General features: G+C 73.4%; 18 protein-coding genes and 1 tRNA gene. 4 read left to right on the plus strand and 15 right to left on the minus strand.

Features of this window, described 5'->3' with window-relative positions:
• Positions 1–14 precede the first annotated feature (14 nt).
• The 5 genes from IG63_RS0108590 to IG63_RS0108610 form a co-directional block, all read right to left on the minus strand.
• Positions 15–1,211 (minus strand): cysteine desulfurase-like protein, encoded by a 1,197-nt coding sequence (locus tag IG63_RS0108590; RefSeq protein WP_030483960.1) that lies wholly within the window; start codon positions 1,209–1,211, stop codon positions 15–17.
• Position 1,212: 1 nt separating this feature from the next.
• A tRNA-Glu gene (locus IG63_RS0108595) sits at positions 1,213–1,285 on the minus strand.
• Positions 1,286–1,324: 39 nt separating this feature from the next.
• On the minus strand, positions 1,325–1,678 hold the full coding sequence (locus IG63_RS0108600; protein ID WP_030483961.1) for a metallopeptidase family protein: 354 nt from the start codon (positions 1,676–1,678) through the stop codon (positions 1,325–1,327).
• Positions 1,679–1,768: 90 nt separating this feature from the next.
• Positions 1,769–2,917 carry a fatty acid desaturase family protein gene (locus tag IG63_RS0108605; RefSeq protein WP_036194741.1) on the minus strand — a complete coding sequence of 383 codons (1,149 nt, stop codon included), beginning with the start codon at positions 2,915–2,917 and terminating at the stop codon, positions 1,769–1,771.
• A 52-nt stretch (positions 2,918–2,969) separates the two neighbouring features.
• The gene (locus IG63_RS0108610) at positions 2,970–4,118 is read right to left on the minus strand and encodes a ferredoxin reductase (RefSeq protein WP_030483963.1); all 1,149 of its coding nucleotides are present in this window, start codon (positions 4,116–4,118) and stop codon (positions 2,970–2,972) included.
• Between the two features lie 96 nt (positions 4,119–4,214).
• Between IG63_RS0108610 and IG63_RS0108615 the strand changes: the two genes are divergently transcribed.
• Entirely contained in the window at positions 4,215–5,423 is a 1,209-nt protein-coding gene (locus IG63_RS0108615; RefSeq protein ID WP_245604365.1) for a PucR family transcriptional regulator, read from the plus strand.
• Between the two features lies 1 nt (position 5,424).
• On the opposite strand, the gene IG63_RS0108620 is transcribed toward IG63_RS0108615, so the two are convergent.
• The 5 genes from IG63_RS0108620 to IG63_RS0108640 all read right to left on the minus strand — a co-directional run bounded on the left by IG63_RS0108620 (position 5,425) and on the right by IG63_RS0108640 (position 10,077).
• Positions 5,425–6,912 (minus strand): amidohydrolase, encoded by a 1,488-nt coding sequence (locus tag IG63_RS0108620; protein WP_030483965.1) that lies wholly within the window; start codon positions 6,910–6,912, stop codon positions 5,425–5,427.
• The gene (locus IG63_RS0108625) at positions 6,909–7,247 is read right to left on the minus strand and encodes a fluoride efflux transporter FluC (RefSeq protein ID WP_030483966.1); all 339 of its coding nucleotides are present in this window, start codon (positions 7,245–7,247) and stop codon (positions 6,909–6,911) included. The genes IG63_RS0108620 and IG63_RS0108625 overlap by 4 nt, the downstream gene beginning before the upstream one ends.
• The gene (locus IG63_RS0108630) at positions 7,244–7,663 is read right to left on the minus strand and encodes a fluoride efflux transporter FluC (RefSeq protein WP_084596846.1); all 420 of its coding nucleotides are present in this window, start codon (positions 7,661–7,663) and stop codon (positions 7,244–7,246) included. The genes IG63_RS0108625 and IG63_RS0108630 overlap by 4 nt, the downstream gene beginning before the upstream one ends.
• The gene (locus IG63_RS0108635; protein WP_030483968.1) at positions 7,660–8,601 is read right to left on the minus strand and encodes an ATP-binding protein; all 942 of its coding nucleotides are present in this window, start codon (positions 8,599–8,601) and stop codon (positions 7,660–7,662) included. The genes IG63_RS0108630 and IG63_RS0108635 overlap by 4 nt, the downstream gene beginning before the upstream one ends.
• Positions 8,602–8,703: 102 nt before the next feature.
• Positions 8,704–10,077 (minus strand): mycothione reductase, encoded by a 1,374-nt coding sequence (locus tag IG63_RS0108640; protein ID WP_030483969.1) that lies wholly within the window; start codon positions 10,075–10,077, stop codon positions 8,704–8,706.
• A gap of 100 nt (positions 10,078–10,177) precedes the next feature.
• Here IG63_RS0108640 and IG63_RS0108645 point away from each other — a divergent pair, with 100 nt between their 5' ends.
• Positions 10,178–11,614 (plus strand): NAD(P)/FAD-dependent oxidoreductase, encoded by a 1,437-nt coding sequence (locus IG63_RS0108645; protein WP_036194744.1) that lies wholly within the window; start codon positions 10,178–10,180, stop codon positions 11,612–11,614.
• On the opposite strand, the gene IG63_RS0108650 is transcribed toward IG63_RS0108645, so the two are convergent.
• Genes IG63_RS0108650 through IG63_RS0108670 form a run of 5 tightly spaced genes read right to left on the minus strand, consistent with a single transcriptional unit; the run spans position 11,611 to position 15,944 of the window.
• A complete protein-coding gene (locus tag IG63_RS0108650) occupies positions 11,611–12,621 on the minus strand; it encodes a quinone oxidoreductase family protein (protein ID WP_051706409.1) in 1,011 nt (336 codons plus the stop codon). The genes IG63_RS0108645 and IG63_RS0108650 overlap by 4 nt on opposite strands.
• 3 nt (positions 12,622–12,624) lie before the next feature.
• Positions 12,625–12,984, minus strand: a complete 360-nt coding sequence (locus IG63_RS0108655; protein ID WP_030483972.1) for a hypothetical protein — start codon at positions 12,982–12,984, stop codon at positions 12,625–12,627.
• 49 nt (positions 12,985–13,033) lie between these two features.
• Positions 13,034–13,897, minus strand: coding sequence for a DODA-type extradiol aromatic ring-opening family dioxygenase (locus tag IG63_RS0108660; protein WP_030483973.1), 864 nt, complete (start codon positions 13,895–13,897; stop codon positions 13,034–13,036).
• Entirely contained in the window at positions 13,897–14,709 is an 813-nt protein-coding gene (locus tag IG63_RS0108665) for a citryl-CoA lyase (RefSeq protein WP_030483974.1), read from the minus strand. The genes IG63_RS0108660 and IG63_RS0108665 overlap by 1 nt, the downstream gene beginning before the upstream one ends.
• Positions 14,709–15,944, minus strand: a complete 1,236-nt coding sequence (locus IG63_RS0108670) for a CaiB/BaiF CoA transferase family protein (protein ID WP_051706410.1) — start codon at positions 15,942–15,944, stop codon at positions 14,709–14,711. The genes IG63_RS0108665 and IG63_RS0108670 overlap by 1 nt, the downstream gene beginning before the upstream one ends.
• Before the next feature lie 223 nt (positions 15,945–16,167).
• Between IG63_RS0108670 and IG63_RS0108675 the strand changes: the two genes are divergently transcribed.
• Both IG63_RS0108675 and IG63_RS0108680 read left to right on the plus strand, forming a co-directional pair.
• The gene (locus IG63_RS0108675) at positions 16,168–17,655 is read left to right on the plus strand and encodes an amidohydrolase family protein (protein ID WP_051706411.1); all 1,488 of its coding nucleotides are present in this window, start codon (positions 16,168–16,170) and stop codon (positions 17,653–17,655) included.
• A gap of 10 nt (positions 17,656–17,665) precedes the next feature.
• Positions 17,666–18,508 carry an IclR family transcriptional regulator domain-containing protein gene (locus IG63_RS0108680; RefSeq protein WP_030483977.1) on the plus strand — a complete coding sequence of 281 codons (843 nt, stop codon included), beginning with the start codon at positions 17,666–17,668 and terminating at the stop codon, positions 18,506–18,508.
• The last annotated feature ends 16 nt before the right edge of the window (positions 18,509–18,524 follow it).

The following is an 18,524-nucleotide window of genomic DNA, read 5'->3' on the forward strand; positions in this document are numbered from 1 at the left end:
GAAGCCACGGAATGCTAACGCACCCGGGGAGCGGTCACGAAATCGAGGCCGTCGAGGAGCCGGTCGACGTCGTCGGCCGTGGTGTACGCCGCCAGCCCGACGCGCACCCCGCCCTCGGTCGCCAGGCCGAGGCGGGTGGCGGGCTCGTGGGCGTAGAAGGTGCCGGCGGGGGCGACGACGCCCCGCTCGGCGAGGGCGGCGGAGACCTCGGCGGGCGCGAGCCGGTCGAAGGTCAGCAGCAGCGTGGGCGTGCGGTGACGGGCGCGCGACCAGGAGGTGACGCCGGGGAGCGCGGCGAGGGCGCTCTCGAGCCGCGCCCGCAGGCCGTCCTCGTGCCGCTCGAGGGCGGCGTACGACGCGGCGAGGCGCTCCCGGCGGCTGCCGCTGCCCGGGACGAGCCCGGCCAGCAGGTCGACGGCCGCGGTGACGCCGGCGAGCTGCTCGTAGGGCAGCGTGCCGAGCTCGAAGCGCTCGGGCACGGCGTCCGACGACGGCAGCAGCTTGTCGGGGCGCAGCGACTCCAGCAGCTCCGCGCGACCGGTCATGACGCCGCAGTGCGGCCCGAGGAACTTGTAGGGCGAGCAGGTGTAGAGGTCGGCGCCGACCGCGGGCACGTCGGGCAGCACGTGGGCGGCGTGGTGCACGCCGTCGACGTGCAGCAGGGCGCCGGCCCGGTGCACCTCCGCCGCGATGGCGGGCACGTCGGGGCGGGTGCCGACCAGGTTGGAGGCGGCGGTCACGGCGACCAGCCGGGTGCGCTCGCCCAGCACCGAGGCGACCGCCTCGACGGTGAGCTCGCAGGTCTCCGGGTCGAGGTCGGCCCAGCGCACGGTCGCCCCGGCGCGCTCGGCGGCGATCACCCACGGCCGCACGTTGGCGTCGTGGTCGAGCCGCGAGACCACCACCTCGTCGCCCGGGCCCCACTCCCGCGAGAGCGTGCGGGCCAGGTCGAAGGTGAGCGCGGTCATGCTCCGCCCGTGCACGACGACGCCCGGGTCGACCCCGAGGAAGTCGCCCATGGCGGCACGGAAGCCCTGCACGACGGCCTCGGCGTTGCGGGCGGCGGCGTACGCCGTGCCGCGGTTGGACAGCGGCGCCCGCAGGGTGGCGGCGATGGCGTCGGCGACGACGTCGGGCGTCTGCGTGCCGCCCGGTCCGTCGAAGTACGCCGTGCCGTCGGCGAGGGCGGAGAGGGCGTGACGGTCGAGCACGTACCCCCAACGGGATTCGAACCCGCGCAGCCGGCGTGAAAGGCCGGTGTCCTAGGCCGCTAGACGATGGGGGCCAGCCGCCCTGGGGACGGCCCGGGTGAGTCTAGGTCAGGTCAGCCGTAGCCCAGCTCGTGGAGCGCGGCGTCGTCGATGCCGAAGTGGTGCGCGATCTCGTGCACCACCGTCACCCGCACCTCCTCGACGAGCTGCTCCGGCGTCTCGCACATCCGCAGCAGCGGCCCGCGGAAGACCAGGATGCGGTCGGGCTGGGCGAAGGTGTAGGTCGTGACGTCGCGCTCGGTGAGCGGGACGCCGTCGTAGAGGCCGAGCAGCCCGGGGTCCTCCGGGGGCGGCTCCGCCTCGACGAGCACGACGACGTTGTCCATCAGCGCCGCCAGCTCGGCCGGCACGCCGTCGAGCGCCTCGGAGACGAGGTCGTCGAAGTCGGCCTCGGTGGTCTCCAGCATGGGGCCAGTGTGCCGAACGGCAGGGCATGGAGTGCCGAACGGCTGGTCCCCCGGCGTGCGGGGACCAGCCGTCCGGACGGCGCGTGCGGCTCAGGCGGCCTTGGCGGTCGCCTCGCGCACGGGCAGCGGGGTCGGGTTGACCTTCTTGCCCAGGAAGTCGTTGGGCAGCGAGAGCCGGATGACCTTGGCCCACGCGGAGGCGACCTGCTTGGGCAGCGGGCCCTCGACGTAGGTCAGGCCGTAGCGCTCGAAGAGGTCCTTGACCTGCGGCGCGATCTCGGCGTACCGGTTGCTCGGCAGGTCGGGGAAGAGGTGGTGCTCGATCTGGTGCGAGAGGTTGCCGGTCATGAAGTGCATCGCCTTGGAGCCGGAGATGTTGGCGGCGCCGAGCATCTGCCGCACGTACCACTCGGCCTTGGTCTCGCCGTCGATCGACTTCTTCTCGAAGGTCGCGACGCCCTCGGGGAAGTGGCCGCACATGATCACCGAGTGGGTCCACAGGTTGCGGCCCAGGTTGGCGACGAAGTTGGCCGCGACGGTGTGGAAGAAGGACGGGCCCGACAGCAGCGGGTGCACCAGGTAGTCCTTGGTGGCCTGCTTGCGGATCTTGCGCAGGGTCTGCTTGGCCTTGGCCTTGAACTCCGGCGTCTTGGTGCGCTTCTTCTTGATGTTCTTGCCCAGCTCGAGGTCGTAGGCCGCGATGCCGTACTCGAAGAAGCAGGCGTTGACGAAGTTCCACAGCGGCTGCGCGAGGTAGAAGGGCACCCAGCGCTGGTCCTCGTCGACGCGCATGATGCCGTAGCCGAGGTCGTTGTCCTTGCCGACGACGTTGGTGTAGGTGTGGTGCACCTCGTTGTGCGAGTGCTTCCACTGCTCGGCCGGGGAGGCGTTGTCCCACTCCCACGTGGTCGAGTGGATCTTCGGGTCGCGCATCCAGTCCCACTGGCCGTGCATGACGTTGTGGCCGATCTCCATGTTCTCGATGATCTTGGCCACGGTCAGGCCGGCCGTGCCGACGAGCCACGCGGGCGGGAAGAGCGAGAAGAGCAGCACGGCGCGCGAGCCGAGCTCGAGCTTGCGCTGGGCGTCGATGACCTTGCGGATGTACGCCGCGTCGTCGGCGCCGCGGCTGGCGATGACGGAGGCGCGGATGGCGTCGAGCTCGCGGCCGATCTGCTCGATGTCCTCGGGGGTGAGGTGGGCGATCGGGTTGTCCTGCTGCTTCTGGATCACGGTCATGGGGGGCTCCTTCGTCGGTCGGACGGTGGGCTGGGTCGTGCGGGCTGGGGGGCTAGTTGTCGATGCGGCAGGGGCCGGCCGCAGCGTTGATGCAGGTCTGGATCTTCACGCCGTCGCCTTCGACGGCCGTGGTGATGTCGCCGCTGCGCAGATCGCGCACGACGCCCTCGCGCAGCGGGAGCACGCAGCCGAAGCAGACGCCCATGCGGCAGCCGCTGGGCATCAGCGCGCCGGCCTCCTCGGCCTGCTCCAGGATCGGACGGTCGCCGGCGGCGTCGAAGCTGATGCCGGCGCCGGTGAGCGTGACGTTGCCCCCCTCGCCGGTGACGAGCGTGGCGACGCGGAACTGCTCGGTCTGCAGCGCCAGGCCGTGGGTGTCGTGGTGCTGCTGCAGCGCGTCGAGCAGGCCCGCGGGGCCGCAGGCGTACGTCGTGCGCTCGGCCAGGTCGGGCACGAGCGTGGTCAGGTCGGCCACGTCGAGCACGCCGTGCTCGTCGTCGTAGCGCGCGACCAGGCGGATGGCGCCGGCGTCGTGCAGCGCCTCGAGGTTGCGCAGGAAGATGGAGTGCGGGCGGCTGGGAGCGACGTGCACGACGGTGATGTCGTAGGCGTCGCTGCGCTCCGGCAGCACCGGGCCGCTCTCGGCCACCGGGTAGAGGTTGCGGAGCATCCCGATGACCGGGGTGATGCCCGAGCCCGCGGTCACGAAGAGCACCTTGGTGGGCTCGGCGGGCGCCTCCTCGTCCGCGGGCACCGGCAGCACGAACTCGCCGGCCGCCTGCTCCAGGTGCACCAGCACGCCGGGGGTGAGGTCGTGCACGACGTGGTTGCTGACCAGGCCGTCGGGCACCGCCTTGACGGTGATGGAGATCAGGCCGTCACGGCGCGGGCCGTGGGTCAGCGAGTAGGCGCGCCACTGGCGGACGCCGTCGACGTCGATCCCGATGCGGACGTACTGGCCGGGCACGTGGCCGGCCCAGTCCTTGCCCGGGAGGATCTCCAGGGTGGCGGCGTCGCGCGTCTCGGGGGTCACCGAGACCACGCGGCCGCGCAGGTCGGCGCCCTTGCGCAGCGGGTCGAAGACGTCGAGGTAGTCCGCGGGCACCAGCGGCGTCGCCAGGTGCTCGGCGACCTTGCGGGCCCCGTCGCGCAGGCGCGCACGCCAGCGGGGGGCCGTGGAGTCGGAGAGAAGAGCGGGCATGACTCCATGATGTGCTGCCCAGGCGCTAAAGTCATGGCCTGCGCGCGTGAACTCGGCCGTCATACTTGTTCGCGACGAACAATTTCGAGGAGTCACATGTCCGAGCCACCAGGATCGCCGGGGTCCGTGGGGTCCGCGGGGTCGACGGGACCGATGGGGTACGACGTCGAGATCAGCGCGGCGGCGACGCTCGCCATGCGCGAGATCCTGCCGGGCATGGCCGAGCGCACGGTCGAGGGCATCATCGAGGCGGTGCCGTCGTACTCCGACGCGCTGTCGGGCCCGATGGGCGAGACCATCCGCGCCGCCGTGGAGACGGCCCTGGGCGGCTTCGTGCACCTGGCCTCCCAGGGCGGCGACCGCGCCCAGGCGCCGCCCTCGGCCGCGATCGACGGCGCCTACCAGCTCGGCCGCGGCGAGGCCCGCAGCGGCCGCACGGTCGACGCGCTGCTCTCGGCGTACCGGATCGGGGCGCGGGTCTCCTGGAGCGAGATGGCCGACGCGGCGGTGCGGGCGGGGGTCGACGCCGGCACCCTGGGGCAGTTCGCCGGCCTGGTCTTCGCCTACATCGAGCAGCTCTCCACCGCCAGCCTCGCGGGCCACACCGACGAGCTGGAGAACACCGGGCGGGTGCGGCAGCGGCTGCTGGAGCGGCTCGCCACGGCCCTCATCGACGGCTCGTCGCCCGACGTCGTCGAGGCGGCCGCCGAGGCGGCGCAGTGGGGGCGACCGGAGACGCTGACGGCGGTCCTCACCCCCGAGTCGCAGCTGCGCTCGGTGCTCGCCCAGCTGCCCGGCGAGACCCTGGAGTGCCCGGCCGACGACGACGGCGAGGTGCTGCTGCTCGTCCCCGACGCCCACGGCCGGCGCCGGCAGGACCTGCTGCGCGCCCTGGCCGACCGCAAGGCCGTCGCCGGGCCGGTGCGGCCCTGGCCGCGGGTGCGCGAGTCGGTCGACCGGGCGCGGCGCGTGCGCGCCCTCGGCGGCGGCCCCGACTCCGAGGAGCACCTGGTCGCGCTGGTGCTCGGTGCCGACCCGAGCGCGCTCGCCGACCTGCGCGCCCGGGCGCTCGCACCGCTGGCCGAGGAGCGCGACTCCAGCGCGGAGAAGCTCACCGAGACGCTGCGCGCGTGGGTGCGCCACCAGGGCCGCCGCGAGGCGATCGCCGACGAGCTCTTCGTGCACCCGCAGACCGTGCGCTACCGCCTGGGCCGGCTGCGCGAGCTCTACGGCGAGGCGCTCGAGGACCCCGACACCCTGCTCGAGCTCACCATCGCCCTCAGCGCACCGGCCCCCGACGCCTGAGTCACAGCGTGTCGTGCACCAGCTCGCCGTCGACCCAGGTGGCGGCGACGGTGAGGTCGCGCAGGGCGGCGGACTGGTCGGCGCTGGAGCCGGTGACCAGCGGGTCCTGGTCGAGCAGGGCGAGGTCGGCGAGGTGGCCGGGGGCCACGGTGCCGGCGCCGTCGGTGCTCGCGGCGAGCGCCTCGCGCACGGTGAGGGCCTGCTCGGGGTGCCAGGGCTCGCGCTCGTCGGCGCTGCGGTGCACGGCGGCCGCGGCGGCGAGCCACGGGTCGAGCGTCGCGACGGGGGCGTCGGAGCCCATGGCCAGCTCGACCCCCGCGTCGAGCAGCCACCGCAGCGCGAAGCAGCGCTCGGTCCGGTCGGGCCAGAGCTTGGCCGTGAGGTCGCGGTCGTCCCACAGGTGGGCGGGCTGCACGCTGGCGCGGACGCCGAGCGCCGCCATCCGCGCGGCGTCCTCGCGCAGGATCAGCTGGGCGTGCTCGATGGACCCGCGGGCGCCCGTCGCCTCGTAGGCGTCGAGGGCCTGGGAGGCGGCGGCGTCGCCGATGGCGTGGATCGCCACCTCGAGCCCGTGCCGGTTGGCGGCCTCCATCACCCAGCGCAGCCCCTGCGCGGAGATGTTGGGCGCGCCGGTGCTGCCGTCGGCGTACGGCGAGCAGCACCAGGCCGTGCAGGTGTTGAGCGAGCCGTCGGAGATCACCTTCAGCGGCCCCATCGTGATGCGGGGTCCGCAGCCGGGCAGCCGCTGACCCGTGCGCAGGCCGGCGTCGATGAACTCGTCGAGGGTGTCGACGTAGGCGCCCACGCGCACCCGGAGCAGCTCGGCGCCCATGCTGCTGCGCTCGGGCCAGGCGGAGACGGACTGGTCGAACTCCAGGTCGACGACGCCGACCACGCCGCGGGCGGCTGCCTGCTGCTGCACCGCGAGGTAGGCGTCGGGGGAGCTGCCGTCGCTGCCGACGAGCTGTGCGAGGCGCGGGTAGACCGCGAACCACTCGGCCTCGCTCACCATGCCCTCCCGCTCGGGCAGGCCGAGGCCGCGCATCGCCACGGAGTTGAGCCAGGCGTGGTGCCCGTCGCCGCTGATCAGCACCACCGGGCGCATGCCGGCGAGGTCGTCGAGCGCGGCGACGGTGGGTCGCTCGTCCCAGGACGCGGGGCGGTGGCCCCAGCCCACCACCGGCACGTCGGGCCACGCGTGGAGCCGCTCGGCGACGAGGGCGAGCGCGGCCCCCAGCGAGCGGGCGCCGGTGAGGTCGAGGCGGTGGGAGGCGAGCACCCACTGGCCCAGGTGCACGTGCTGGTCCCACAGGCCCGGCAGCAGCCAGCGACCGCCCGCGTGGTGCACCGGGAGCGCGTCGGGCCGGGGCAGGTCGCGCCCCACCCGGGTGACGACCCCGTCACGCACCAGGACGTCGACCGGCTCGCCCGGCGCGACGCCCTCCTCGAGGGGCACCAGCCGGGCCTCGCGGATCAGGAAGCCGGTCACGCGGCTGAGGCTACGAGCCACCCCGCGGCCGCCGCACACAGGCACCCGGCGATCGTGACCACGACGTACGCCGCCCCCCGGCGCGGTCCCTGCTCGACGGACTGCACGGCGAAGGCGGAGTAGGTGGTGAGCCCGCCGCACAGCCCCACCCCCAGCACCGCGACGAGGGTCGGGGAGGCGGCTGCGGAGAGCCCGCCGAGGAGTGCCGAGCCGACGAGGTTCACCAGCAGCGTGCCGACGTGCCACCCCCGGTCGAGCGCTCGGCCCGCGGCGTAGCGCAGCGCGGAGCCCGCACCACCGGCCAGCGTCAGCAGGAGCAGCGTCGTCGTGCTCACAGGTCGCCGCCCTCGTCCGCCACCCGGCGCTGCCGGCGGCCGGCGAGCCGCAGCAGCAGCCACACGCCGAGCAGCGCGCCGGCGAGCGTGCCCCCGGCGTACGCCGCCCCGGCGAGCAGCCGGCCGTCGTGCAGCAGCCGCACCGTGTCGACCGACGCGGTCGACATCGTGGTGAAGCCGCCGCACACCCCGGTGCCCAGGAAGACCGCGAGCCACGGACGGGCGCGGGCGGCGGCGAGCAGCGCCAGCGAGGCCAGCAGCACCGATCCCGTGACGTTGACGACGAGCACGGTCCAGGGGAAGCCGCCGGTCGCGGACGGGGGGAGCGCCTCGGCGAGGGCGCCGCGCGCCAGCGTGCCCAGGGCACCGCCCGCGGCGGCGGCGAGCAGCCCCCACCGGAGCGGGAGCGCGCTCACACCTCCGACAGCGAGGTGGGCCCCGCCCAGGGCTGGGGTGGCTCCCCACGCCCCTGGCGCTCGAACTCGGTGAGGTACCAGTCCTGCAGCAGCACCAGCTGGTCGGGAGGCCGCACGGCCAGCAGGTGCTCCTCGGAGAAGGCCTCGAAGACCTCCGAAAGCAGGGAGCGCACCCGCGCCATCGTGGCGGGTGCCGTGAGCGGCACCTCGTAGCGCAGGTCGATCACCTGCACGCCCTCGCGGATCGCACGGTCGAGGTCGCCGATGCCGGTGGCGGCACGCCGCTCCGCGTCGGCCTGCTCGAGCACCGAGGTGATCTCGAGGGCGAGCGGGTAGTCCTCCGGAGCGCTGATGGAGAGCAGGCGCAGCTCGCGGCGCAGCTCGAAGAAGTAGCGGCGCCAGGCGCCGAAGAGCTGGGCGGGCAGGCCGTGCAGCTCGACCGTCACGCGCTCGGTGTCGTCGTGCACCGAGGGCTCCAGGTCGGGGTCGAAGTCGAAGATGTCGCCGCTGGTGGGATGGCCGGCCTCGCTGGTGCGTCCCGGCTCGAACCACACCGACTTGCTGCGCCCGTCGAGGCCGAGGTCGGAGCCCCAGCGGTTGGCCGACATCGCCACCAGGGCGAGGCCGCGACCGAAGGTGGTGATGTTGAGGTCGTCGACCTCGTCGAACTCCTCGGCCAGCGGGCTGCGCTGCGGCGGGACGGGGGAGGAGTCGACGACCTCGATGCGGGGGTGGTCGACGGTGCCGCGCACGCGCACCGAGAGCGGCGGCCGGGAGTGGATCAGGGCGTTGGTGACGAGCTCGGTGACACCGAGCTGGGCGGAGTCGACGAGGTCCTCACGACCGATCTCCGAGAGCACCCGGGAGACCCACGAGCGCGCGAGCTTCACCGAGGGTGGGCTCGCGGGCAGCACGAGCGAGCGTCGGGTGAGCGGCACCGTGCCTCCTCCTTGGCGCAGCCGGGACGCGCGACCGTGCGGCCTCTCCTGGTCGCGTCCGCGACACACAGTATGGGAAGTGCACCGCAGGTGTCGCTTGTTTCACTCCTGCAACTTCAGCAGCGCGTTCTCGACCACCTCGGCGAGCGACGGGTGCGGCCAGTACTGCCCGCGTGCCAGGTCGTGCGGCGAGAGCCCCGAGACCATGCCTTGCACCAGGGGCTGCAGCAGCAGGCTCGCCTGCGGGCCGATGAGGTGGGCGCCCAGCAGCCGGCCGCCGTCGGGGGTGGCGACCAGCTTGACCAGGTGGCGGCCGCGAGGCTCGTCCATCGCCCAGCCGTAGGCCACGTCGGCGTAGTCCTGCGTGACGCAGCGGTGCTGGACGCCGGCGTCGACGGCCTGCTGCTCGGTGAGCCCGACCGAGGCCACCTGGGGGGAGGAGAAGACCACGCTGGGCACCAGCTCGTGGGTGGTCGACCACAGGTCGTCGGGGTGCAGCAGGTTGTGCTGCACCGTGCGCGCCTCGGCGTTGGCGACGTGCTTGAGCTCGAGGTGGTTGGCGACGTCGCCCAGCGCCCAGACGCCGGGCACGCTGGTGCGCTGGTGGGCGTCGACGCGCACGATCGGGCCGGTGGCGCCCTCCTCGGTGGCGATGTCGGTGTGCTCGAGGCCGAGCCGGTCGGCGTTGGGCACCCTCCCGGTGGCGACCAGGAGCAGGTCCCCGCGCACCTGGGAGCCGTCGTCGAGGTCGACCGCCACCCCCTCGCCGTGGGGCCGCACGTGCGCCGCCGTGACGCCCAGCCGCACGTCCCACTGCTCGGTCGCGGCCCGGGTGAAGACCTCGGAGACGTCCTCGTCGTGGGACATCAGCAGCCGCGGCCCGCGCTGCACCTGCACCACGTCGACGCCCAGCGAGGAGAAGACGTGCGCCAGCTCGGCGGCGACGTAGCCGCCGCCGATCACGACCATGCGGCCGGGCAGCTCCGGCAGCCGCATCACGGTGTCGCTGGTGTGGAAGGGCACCTCGTCGAGCCCGGGGATCTCCGGCACCAGCACCCGGCTGCCCGCCGCGATCACGATCTGGTCGGCGGTGATCCGCTGGCCCGTGCCGGTGTCGAGGGTGTGGTCGTCGAGGAAGGTCGCGTGGGCCTCGTAGACGTCGACGTCCTCGAGCTGCTTGCGGTAGTCGCGACCGCCCTGCTCGATGGCGTCGATGCGGTCGAAGACGCGGTCGCGCAGCGCCGGCCAGTCGACGCCGTCGTACGACGTGCGCAGGCCGAGGTGGGCCGAGCGGCGGGCCTGGCGGGCCACGTCGGCGGGGTAGACGAGCATCTTGGTGGGGATGCAGCCGACGTTGAGGCAGGTGCCGCCGAAGCGGTTGTCCTCGCAGATCGCGACCTTCCAGCCCGCGAAGGACTCGTCGACGATGGAGTTGCCCGAGCCCGTCCCGATGACGGCGAGGTCGTAGTGGGTCACGCGTGCATCGTGCCCAACGACACGCGGGTGTGACCGAAGAGACCTGCGAAAACCCGTCACCGGGTGGCACGAGGGGATGCCTGGCGGGAACATGGTGGTTATGGCTGTCGTGACGAACAAGCACCGCGTGGTGGTGATCGGGTCGGGCTTCGGCGGGCTCTTCAGCGCGAAGGCGCTCAAGGGCGCCGACGTCGAGGTGACCCTGATCGCCAAGACCACGCACCACCTGTTCCAGCCGCTGCTCTACCAGGTGGCCACCGGCATCCTCTCCGAGGGCGAGATCGCGCCGGCCACGCGTGAGGTGCTCTCCAAGCAGGCCAACGTGGCCGTGCACCTCGGTGAGGTCACCGACATCGACCTCGAGGCCCGCACGGTCACCCACCACGTGCTGAGCCGCGAGACGGTCACGCCGTACGACTCGCTGATCGTCGCCGCGGGCGCGGGCCAGTCGTACTTCGGCAACGACCACTTCGCCCTGCACGCCCCCGGCATGAAGAGCATCGACGACGCGCTCGAGCTGCGCGGCCGGATCTTCGGTGCCTTCGAGCTGGCCGAGAACCTCGCGGCCCAGGGCCGTGACGTCGACCACCTGCTCACCTTCGTGGTGGTCGGGGCCGGCCCCACCGGCGTCGAGATGGCCGGTCAGATCGCCGAGCTCTCCCGCCGCACCCTCAAGCGCGACTTCCGCGCCATCGAGAGCCGCCAGGCCCGCGTGATCCTGGTCGACGCCGCCGGCCAGGTGCTGCCGCCCTTCGGCCAGCGGCTCGGCCAGAAGAGCCAGGAGGCGCTGGAGGACCTCGGGGTCGAGGTGCAGCTGGGCGCCATGGTCACCGACGTCGACGAGCGCGGCCTGACCGTGAAGTACAAGGACGGGCGCGAGGAGACGATCGCCTCGGTCACCAAGATCTGGGCCGCCGGCGTGCAGGCCAGCCCGCTGGGCAAGGTGCTGGCCGACCAGTCCGGCGCCGAGCTCGACCGCGCCGGCCGGATCCGCGTGACCTCCGAGCTGACGCTGCCGGGCTACCCCGAGGTCTTCGTGGTCGGCGACATGATCGCGCTCGACAACCTCCCCGGCGTGGCCCAGGTCGCGATCCAGGGGGCGAAGTACTCCGCCAAGACCATCCGGCGGCGGATCGAGGACAAGCCGCCGCTGCCGCCCTTCAAGTACTTCGACAAGGGCAGCATGGCGACCATCTCGCGCTTCGACGCGGTCGCGATGATCGGCAAGGTGCGGCTGAGCGGCTTCATCGCCTGGCTGATGTGGCTGGCCGTGCACCTGGTCTACCTGACCGGCTTCAAGAACCAGTTCACCGCGCTCATCCACTGGGCCGTGACGTTCCTGTCCAACGACCGCTCCCAGCGGGTCTCGACCGAGCAGCAGATCTTCGCCCGCTCGGCGCTGCAGCGGTTGCCACGCGGCACCAGCGAGCTGGTCAGCGAGCCCGACTTCGAGCGCGCCCGCGCCATCCTGGAGGAGGCCGCGCTGGAGCAGGCGCGGCTCACCGACGAGGGCGAGCGCGGCCGGGTCCCGGTCTAGGTCCCGGTGTCGGTCTCGGTCTCGGTCTCGGTCTCGGTCTGGGCGAAGGTCACCACCGCGCGGCTGCCGCTGCCGCCGGCCACCGCCGACCAGGCCTCGGCGGCGCGCTCCAGGGGGTAGGTCTCGTGGGCCACGCGCACCCTGCCGGCGGCGGCGTGGGCGAGCACCGCGGTGAGCGCCTCGGCACGCTGCTGCGGCGTGAGCGCGTTGTTGGTGTAGCCGAGCACGTCGATCGAGCGTGAGCGCAGCGACGCCGACGACATCGGCAGGCTGTCGCCCGCGGAGCCGCCGAGGTTGACCAGCCGCCCACCTGGCGAGAGCACCGCGAGAGCGGCCGCCGCCGGGGCGCCGAAGACGGGGTCGACCACCAGGTCCGCGCGTCCGTCGCAGGCCTCGCGGAGCCGGTCGGTCAGGTCTCCGGGCCCATCGGTCGTGACGACGACCTGCGCGCCGGCCGCCCAGGCCCGGTCCTGGCTCGCCGCTCGGCAGACGGCCACCACGCGGCCCGCGCCGAGGGCGTGCGCCGCACCGATGGCCGCCTGCCCCACGGCGCCGCCGGCGCCCAGCACGACGACGTGCTCACCCGGCGCCAGGCGTCCGCGCCAGGTCAGGCACTGCCACGCGGCCACGGCGGAGAGCCCCAGCGCCGCCACGACGGCGTCGTCGTCGGGTGCCTCGGTGATCGGCACGACGTCGGCGTCGGGCACGGCGCAGAGCTCGGCGAGCCCGCCGTCGGCGGCCGCCATGCCGGCGGCGGTGGCCAGGAAGACGCGGGTGCCCCGGGGCAGGGTGTCGGACGCCTCCACCCGTCCGACGCCCTGCACGCCCGGCACGTACGGCGTCGCGGGGGCGCCGAAGTACGACGTGCCCGAGGCGCAGAGCAGGTCGAGCGGCACGACGGGGGCGGCGCCGACCCGCACCAATGTGCGCCCCGGGCCGGCCGTGGCGTCGGGGTGCTCGCGGACGACCGGCGCGGAGCCGGCCTGCTCGACGACGAGGGCGCGCACGGGCTAGGTCGAGATGTCGGGGTAGGGGTGCGAGAAGCCGGCGAGCGCCGCGCCGTACGCCTTCTGGTACTCCAGCGGGCCGTGGTCGCGCTCGAACATCGCGATGAAGAGGGTGAGCGTGAGGAAGGGGTGCGCGCCCATCGAGAAGAGCGTGACGTGGTCGTGCTCGACCAGCGCCCGGCGCTCCTCCTCGGTGAAGGCCAGCCAGGTCGAGCGCTCCTCGGCGAGGACGTTGAGGATCTTGTTGGCCATCTCGGCCTCCCACCAGGCGACCAGCCCCTCGGGGTCCTCGCGGTAGCGCTCCACCAGCTCGGGGTCGCGGTCGACGGTGTAGAGGAACTTGTCGAGCAGGTACTTGCTCATCGGGGTCCCCTCATCGGTGTGAGCGAAGCGAGCAGCGGTGTGGGGTGGTTCATCGCGGGTCGCCTCCCGGGTACCAGGTGAAGTAGGCCTCCATCGTGTGGAAGAGGTCGAGGGAGTCGACGTGGTCGGCCTTCACGCCGTCGCCCGCGACGCCCATCATCAGCATGAAGTCCATGAAGCCGTGCGTGGCGTTGCCCGGCAGGTGGAGGCTGTCGAGGGTGACCTCGCCGAGGCAGCCGGTGAGGTCACCGTTGGCGATCCAGTCGACGGCCTTGCGGTCGAACTCCGGGTCGGGTCCCTGCGGCCCGAACTGGCGGGGTCCGCCCAGCTCCAGCGAGAGGTGACCGGTGCCGATGATCGCGACCCGCTGGTCGGAGGGCCACGACTCGACCATCGCTCGGATCTCGCGGCCGAGCTGGACGAAGCGCTTCGGCTGCGGCAGCGGCGGCGCGAAGATGTTGGTGTAGATCGGCACGATCGGCAGGTCGGCCTCGGGGCGCAGCGTGATGATCGGGCAGGTGATGCTGTGGTCGATGCGCAGCTCGTTGCTGAAGGCGAGGTCGAAGCCGGCGTCGAGTCCCTGCCGGAGGATGTGCTCGGAGAGCTGCTCCTCGCCGGCGAGGTGGAAGCGGGGGAGCCCGAACTCGCGCTCCTCGTTGTACCAGTTGGCGTCGTACGCCGGGGCCTTGCCGACGAGGAACTGCGGCATGTTGTCGAGCCACAGCTGGTGGAAGTGGTCGCTGCCCACCATGACGAGCACGTCGGGGCGGGCCGCGGTGAGCGTCTCGCGGAAGCGCTCGATCTTCTCCACCCACGCGTCGGCGAAGGGCGGGCGGTCGTCGCCCACCGCGGTGCTCGCGCGGTAGTAGAAGGGGTGGTGCGTCGAGGCGATGACGGCGCAGACCTCGGCCATCAGGCGTCTCCTCCCTGGGTGTCGTCGGTGGGGTCGACGTAGACCGCGTTGCGGTCGACGGCGAAGTAGGCGTCCATGCCGATCGGCCGGCGCCGCTCCTCGGCGAGCTGCCCGAGCAGGCCCGCGGTGCGGGCCAGCAGCGCGAAGCCGCGCAGCAGGTCGACGGGGAGGCCGAGGTCGGCGAGCGCGGCGCCGCAGACGCCCGCGCCGTTGAGCGGCAGCCGGCGACCGAGCACCTCCTCGTGGGTGCGACCGATGGCCTCGAAGAGCCGCAGGTGGGGGCCGCGCAGGCCCTCCTCCTCGGCGATCGCGACGAGCACGTCGGTGCGCGGGTCCCGCTCCTTGTGCACGGGGTGGCCGAGCCCGGGCACGAAGCGCCGCTCCGCCCTGGTGCGTCGCACCGCCTCGAGCGCGAGGGCGTCCCACCCGGCGTCGTCGGTGGGCAGCTCGTCGCCGGCGTCGTCGAGCACGGCGTGGAGGTACTGCCCGCAGTCCTCGGTGACACCGAGGAAGCGGGAGCCGCCGCCGAGCAGGCCGGCGGCGAGCGCGCCCTGCAGCGAGTCGGGGGCCGAGAGGTAGGTCAGGCGGGCCGCGATCGCCGTCGGCGTGAAGCCGTGGTCGGCCAGCGCGACCAGCACCGACTCGAAGACGCGCACCTCGCCTGCCGTCGGACGCCGCAGCGTGACCAGCCACATGGCGAGCTCGCCGAAGCCGACCTTGCCCATCAGGTCGTCGCTCAGCGACTGACCCAGCAGGTGGATCTCCTCGGCGGTCGAGGTGCCGAGGGAGGTGGGGAACTGGAGGTCGGACATCAGGGCTCCTCGGTCTCGACAGGCGGGGTGGGCTGCGCGAGCCAGGCGCGGATCTCGGCGCCGTGCTCGTCGAGGCGCGGCGGGGGCAGCACGTAGTCGGGCGGGGTCTCGGAGAGCCGGATCGGGTGCCGCACCGAGGGCACCATGGCGGCGCCCTCGCCCACCTCGACCACCGGCTCGAGCCCGACGGACTCCGCGAAGGCGACTCCGCCCTCGATGGTGTTGATCGGTCCGCAGGGCACGCCGGCGGCGATGATCTCGCGGAACCACTCGTCCTTGGGGCGGGTGGCCAGCCGCTCCACGAGCAGCGGGCGGAGCTCGGCCCGGTTGGCCGTGCGGTCCTCGTTGCGTCGGAAGCGGGGGTCGTCGGCGAGCTCGGGCACCCCGAGCACGCCGACCAGCTTGCGGAACTGTCCGTCGTTGCCGGCGGTCACGATGAGGTCGCCGTCGGAGCAGGGGAGCGGCTCGTAGGGGAAGAGGCTGGGGTGGCTGTTGCCCATCCGCATCGGCACGGTGCCGGAGGCGACGTACGCGCTCGACTGGTTGACCAGGCCCGAGAGCGCCGAGCTCATCAGGTTGACCTCCACGTGCTGCCCGCGACCGGTCTCGTGCCGCTTGTTGAGCGCGGCCAGCGTCCCGATGGTGGCGTGCATGCCGGCCATCACGTCGAAGACCGAGATGCCGGCGCGGTAGGGCTCGCCGTCGGGGGAGCCGGTGAGGCTCATCAGCCCCGAGATGGCCTGCACGATCAGGTCGTAGCCCGGCAGCTTGGCGCCCTCGGGGCCGCTGCCGAAGCCGCTGATCGAGGCGTAGACGACGCCGGGGTTGGTCGCGCTGACGGTCTCGTAGTCGAGGCCGAACCGGGCCAGGCCGCCGGGACGGAAGTTCTCCAGCATGACGTCGGCGCGCTGGGCGAGCTCTTGTGCCAGGGCGAGGTCGTCGGCGTCCTTGAGGTCGAGCGCCACCGAGCGCTTGTTGCGGTTGATGCCGAGGTAGTAGGTCGACACCGTGCCGTCGTCGGTCTCCCGGACCGGCGGCATCCACGAGCGGGTGTCGTCACCGCCGGGTGACTCGACCTTGACGACCTCGGCGCCGAGGTCGGCCAGCAGCATCGAGGCGTAGGGGCCGGCCAGGATCCGCGAGAAGTCGGCGACCAGCAGGCCGGCGAGGGGTCCGCTGCGCGTGCTGGCCCGGTCGGGGGTGGTCCGTTCCGGGGTGGTCCCGTCGGTGGTCATCCGAGAGGTGGTCCTTCCAGGTCGACGCGATGCGGACATGCGTACGCACCGGTGTGGTGGGCAGTCTCGGGAACCCCGCAGGTGGTGTCAACCCCTGAGCGTGGTCGCCCTTGACAGGCCCGGGTGACGCGGACCACAGTAGCGCCACGCGACTGACCGGCATCCGGATAGTCGTCCGCTAAGAGCGCGGAGCACCGCAGCGACCACGAGAGCGAGGGCCACGATGACCAACCCCGATGCCGAGACCGCGACCGCGGGGCGGCCGATCGTCTTCCGCGGCGGCACCGTGGTGACCATGGACGCCGCCCACAGCGTGCTCCCGGGTGCCGACGTGCTGGTGGTCGGCGACTCCGTCGCCGAGGTCGGGCACGGTCTCTCGGCCCCCGAGGGCGCGGTCGAGGTCGACGCCTCCGGCGGCATCGTGATGCCCGGCATGATCGACACCCACCGGCACATGTGGCAGACCGCGATGCGGGGCTACGGCGCCGACTGGACCCTGACGCAGTACTTCGTCTGGTACTACCTCGAGCACGGCCGCGCCTTCCGGCCCGAGGACGTCCGCGCGGGCAACCTCGTCTCGGCGTGGGACGCGCTCGAGGCCGGCGTGACCACCACGGTCGACTGGTCGCACGGCCTGCAGTCGGTGGCGCACGCCGAGGCGGCGGTCGACGCGCTCCGCGCGGTGCCGGGACGCTTCGTGCTGGCCTACGGCAACATCCAGCAGGCGCCGTGGGAGTGGACGGCCGACCCCGCCGTGCAGTCCTTCCTGCGGGGGCTCCGCGACGAGGGCTCGATCGGCGTGCAGCTGGCCTTCGACGTCACCGGCGACCCGGCCTTCCCCGAGCGGGCGGCCTTCGAGGTGGCCCGCGAGCTGGGCGTCCCGGTGACGACCCACGCCGGCGTGTGGGGCGCGACCAACGACGACGGCATCCGGCTGATGCACGAGCACGGCTTCGCCGGTCCCGACACCGTCTACGTGCACGCGGCCACGCTCGGCGCCGACTCCTACCACCGCATCGCGGCCACGGGCGGCTCCATCTCGGTCTCCACCGAGTCCGAGCAGAGCGCCGGGCAGGGCTACCCGCCCACCTGGCAGGTGCGCCGCCACGGCATCCCGGTCTCGCTCTCCCACGACACCAGCGTGTGGTGGAGCAGCGACCTCTTCAGCGCGATGCGCACCACCCTCGGGGCCGACCGCGCCCGGGAGCACCTCGAGGCCCACGCCGCGGGCGAGACGGTGACGCAGCTGCACCTGCGGGCCGAGCAGGTCGTCGAGTGGGCGACCGTCGGCGGCGCGCGCGCCCTGGGTCGCGACGACCTCGGCAGCCTCGAGCCGGGCAAGAAGGCCGACGTGGTGCTGCTCAAGAACGACCACTCGGCCTTCTCGTTCCCGCTGGTCAACCCCTACGGCCACATCGCCTTCCAGGCCCAGCGCGGCGACGTGCACACCGTCGTGGTCGACGGCCGTGTGGTCAAGAGCGAGGGACGGCTGGTCGGCGCCGACCTCGGGGCCGTGCGGCGCGAGGTGGAGGCCACGGTGGAGCACCTGCGCGGCGAGCTCGGGCCCGACGCCTGGGAGGCGGGGATGAACCCCGACCTGCCGGCGGGCGAGGGCGTCCTCGACAACCCGTACCAGTACACCGACTACAAGTCCGACGCCACGCACGGGGCTCGCGGCAGCGTCTTCGGCGAGCCCGGCTCGGGCTCGTAGGCTCGGCGTCGTGGCCGGACGCGGACAGGGACCCGACTTCGTCGAGTCGCTCGCACGAGGACTCGACGTGCTGGCGTGCTTCGCGCCGGCCGCCGGGTCCACCGGGCGTCCGATGACGCTCAGCGAGGTGGCGACGGCGGCCGGGCTGGCCCGGCCGACCGCGAGACGGCTGCTGCTGACCCTCGAGGAGCTCGGCTACGTGCGGGTCTCCGACGGGGCCTTCACCCTGACCCCCCGCGTGCTCGGGCTCGGCACGGCGTACGTCGCGGCCCTGGGGCTGTGGGACATCGCCCGGCCGCACCTGGAGGCGCTGGTCGGGCGCACCGGCGAGTCGTCGTCGATGGCGCAGCTCGACGGCAGCGACATCGTCTACGTCGCGCGGGTCTCGGTGCCCAAGATCATCGCCCTGCGGGTCGAGATCGGCACCCGCTTCCCGGCCCCGCAGACCTCCCAGGGCAAGGTGCTGCTCGCCGCGCTCGCCCCGGAGCAGCTCGCCCAGGTGCTCGCGGTGCCGAGCCGCGCCGGGCTGCCGCCCTACATCGGCGCCACGCACGAGCAGCTGCAGCAGGAGCTGGTCGAGGTGCGCGCCCGGGGCTGGGCCCTCGCCGACGAGGAGCTCGCGCCCGGCGTCCGCTCGGTCGCCGTGCCGGTCCGCGACGCGACCGGCACCGTGCGTGCGGCCATGAACGTCACGGTCAACGCGGCCGAGACCTCCACCGACCGCCTGCTCGGCCACCACCTCCCGCTGCTGCTGCGCACGGCCGGCGACGTGAGCGCGGAGTGGGCGCTGTGGCAGTCGCGACCGCACGTCGAGGTGGCGCGGCGGCAGCGCGCCGAGGGCACCGAGGGGTAGCCCGCCCCCACCCGTC

Origin of the sequence: Nocardioides aequoreus (genome assembly GCF_000720335.1) — a bacterium.
GTDB classification, from domain to species: domain Bacteria; phylum Actinomycetota; class Actinomycetes; order Propionibacteriales; family Nocardioidaceae; genus Marmoricola; species Marmoricola aequoreus.

Coding starts and splice junctions, on each gene's coding strand:
- IG63_RS0108615 (WP_245604365.1), top strand. CDS start 4,215: ATGTCCGAGCCACCAGGATCGCCGGGGTCCGTGGGGTCCGCGGGGTCG.
- IG63_RS0108600 (WP_030483961.1), bottom strand. CDS start 1,678: ATGCTGGAGACCACCGAGGCCGACTTCGACGACCTCGTCTCCGAGGCG.
- IG63_RS0108660 (WP_030483973.1), bottom strand. CDS start 13,897: ATGGCCGAGGTCTGCGCCGTCATCGCCTCGACGCACCACCCCTTCTAC.
- IG63_RS0108645 (WP_036194744.1), top strand. CDS start 10,178: ATGGCTGTCGTGACGAACAAGCACCGCGTGGTGGTGATCGGGTCGGGC.
- IG63_RS0108675 (WP_051706411.1), top strand. CDS start 16,168: ATGACCAACCCCGATGCCGAGACCGCGACCGCGGGGCGGCCGATCGTC.
- IG63_RS0108605 (WP_036194741.1), bottom strand. CDS start 2,917: ATGACCGTGATCCAGAAGCAGCAGGACAACCCGATCGCCCACCTCACC.
- IG63_RS0108665 (WP_030483974.1), bottom strand. CDS start 14,709: ATGTCCGACCTCCAGTTCCCCACCTCCCTCGGCACCTCGACCGCCGAG.
- IG63_RS0108610 (WP_030483963.1), bottom strand. CDS start 4,118: ATGCCCGCTCTTCTCTCCGACTCCACGGCCCCCCGCTGGCGTGCGCGC.
- IG63_RS0108655 (WP_030483972.1), bottom strand. CDS start 12,984: ATGAGCAAGTACCTGCTCGACAAGTTCCTCTACACCGTCGACCGCGAC.
- IG63_RS0108670 (WP_051706410.1), bottom strand. CDS start 15,944: ATGACCACCGACGGGACCACCCCGGAACGGACCACCCCCGACCGGGCC.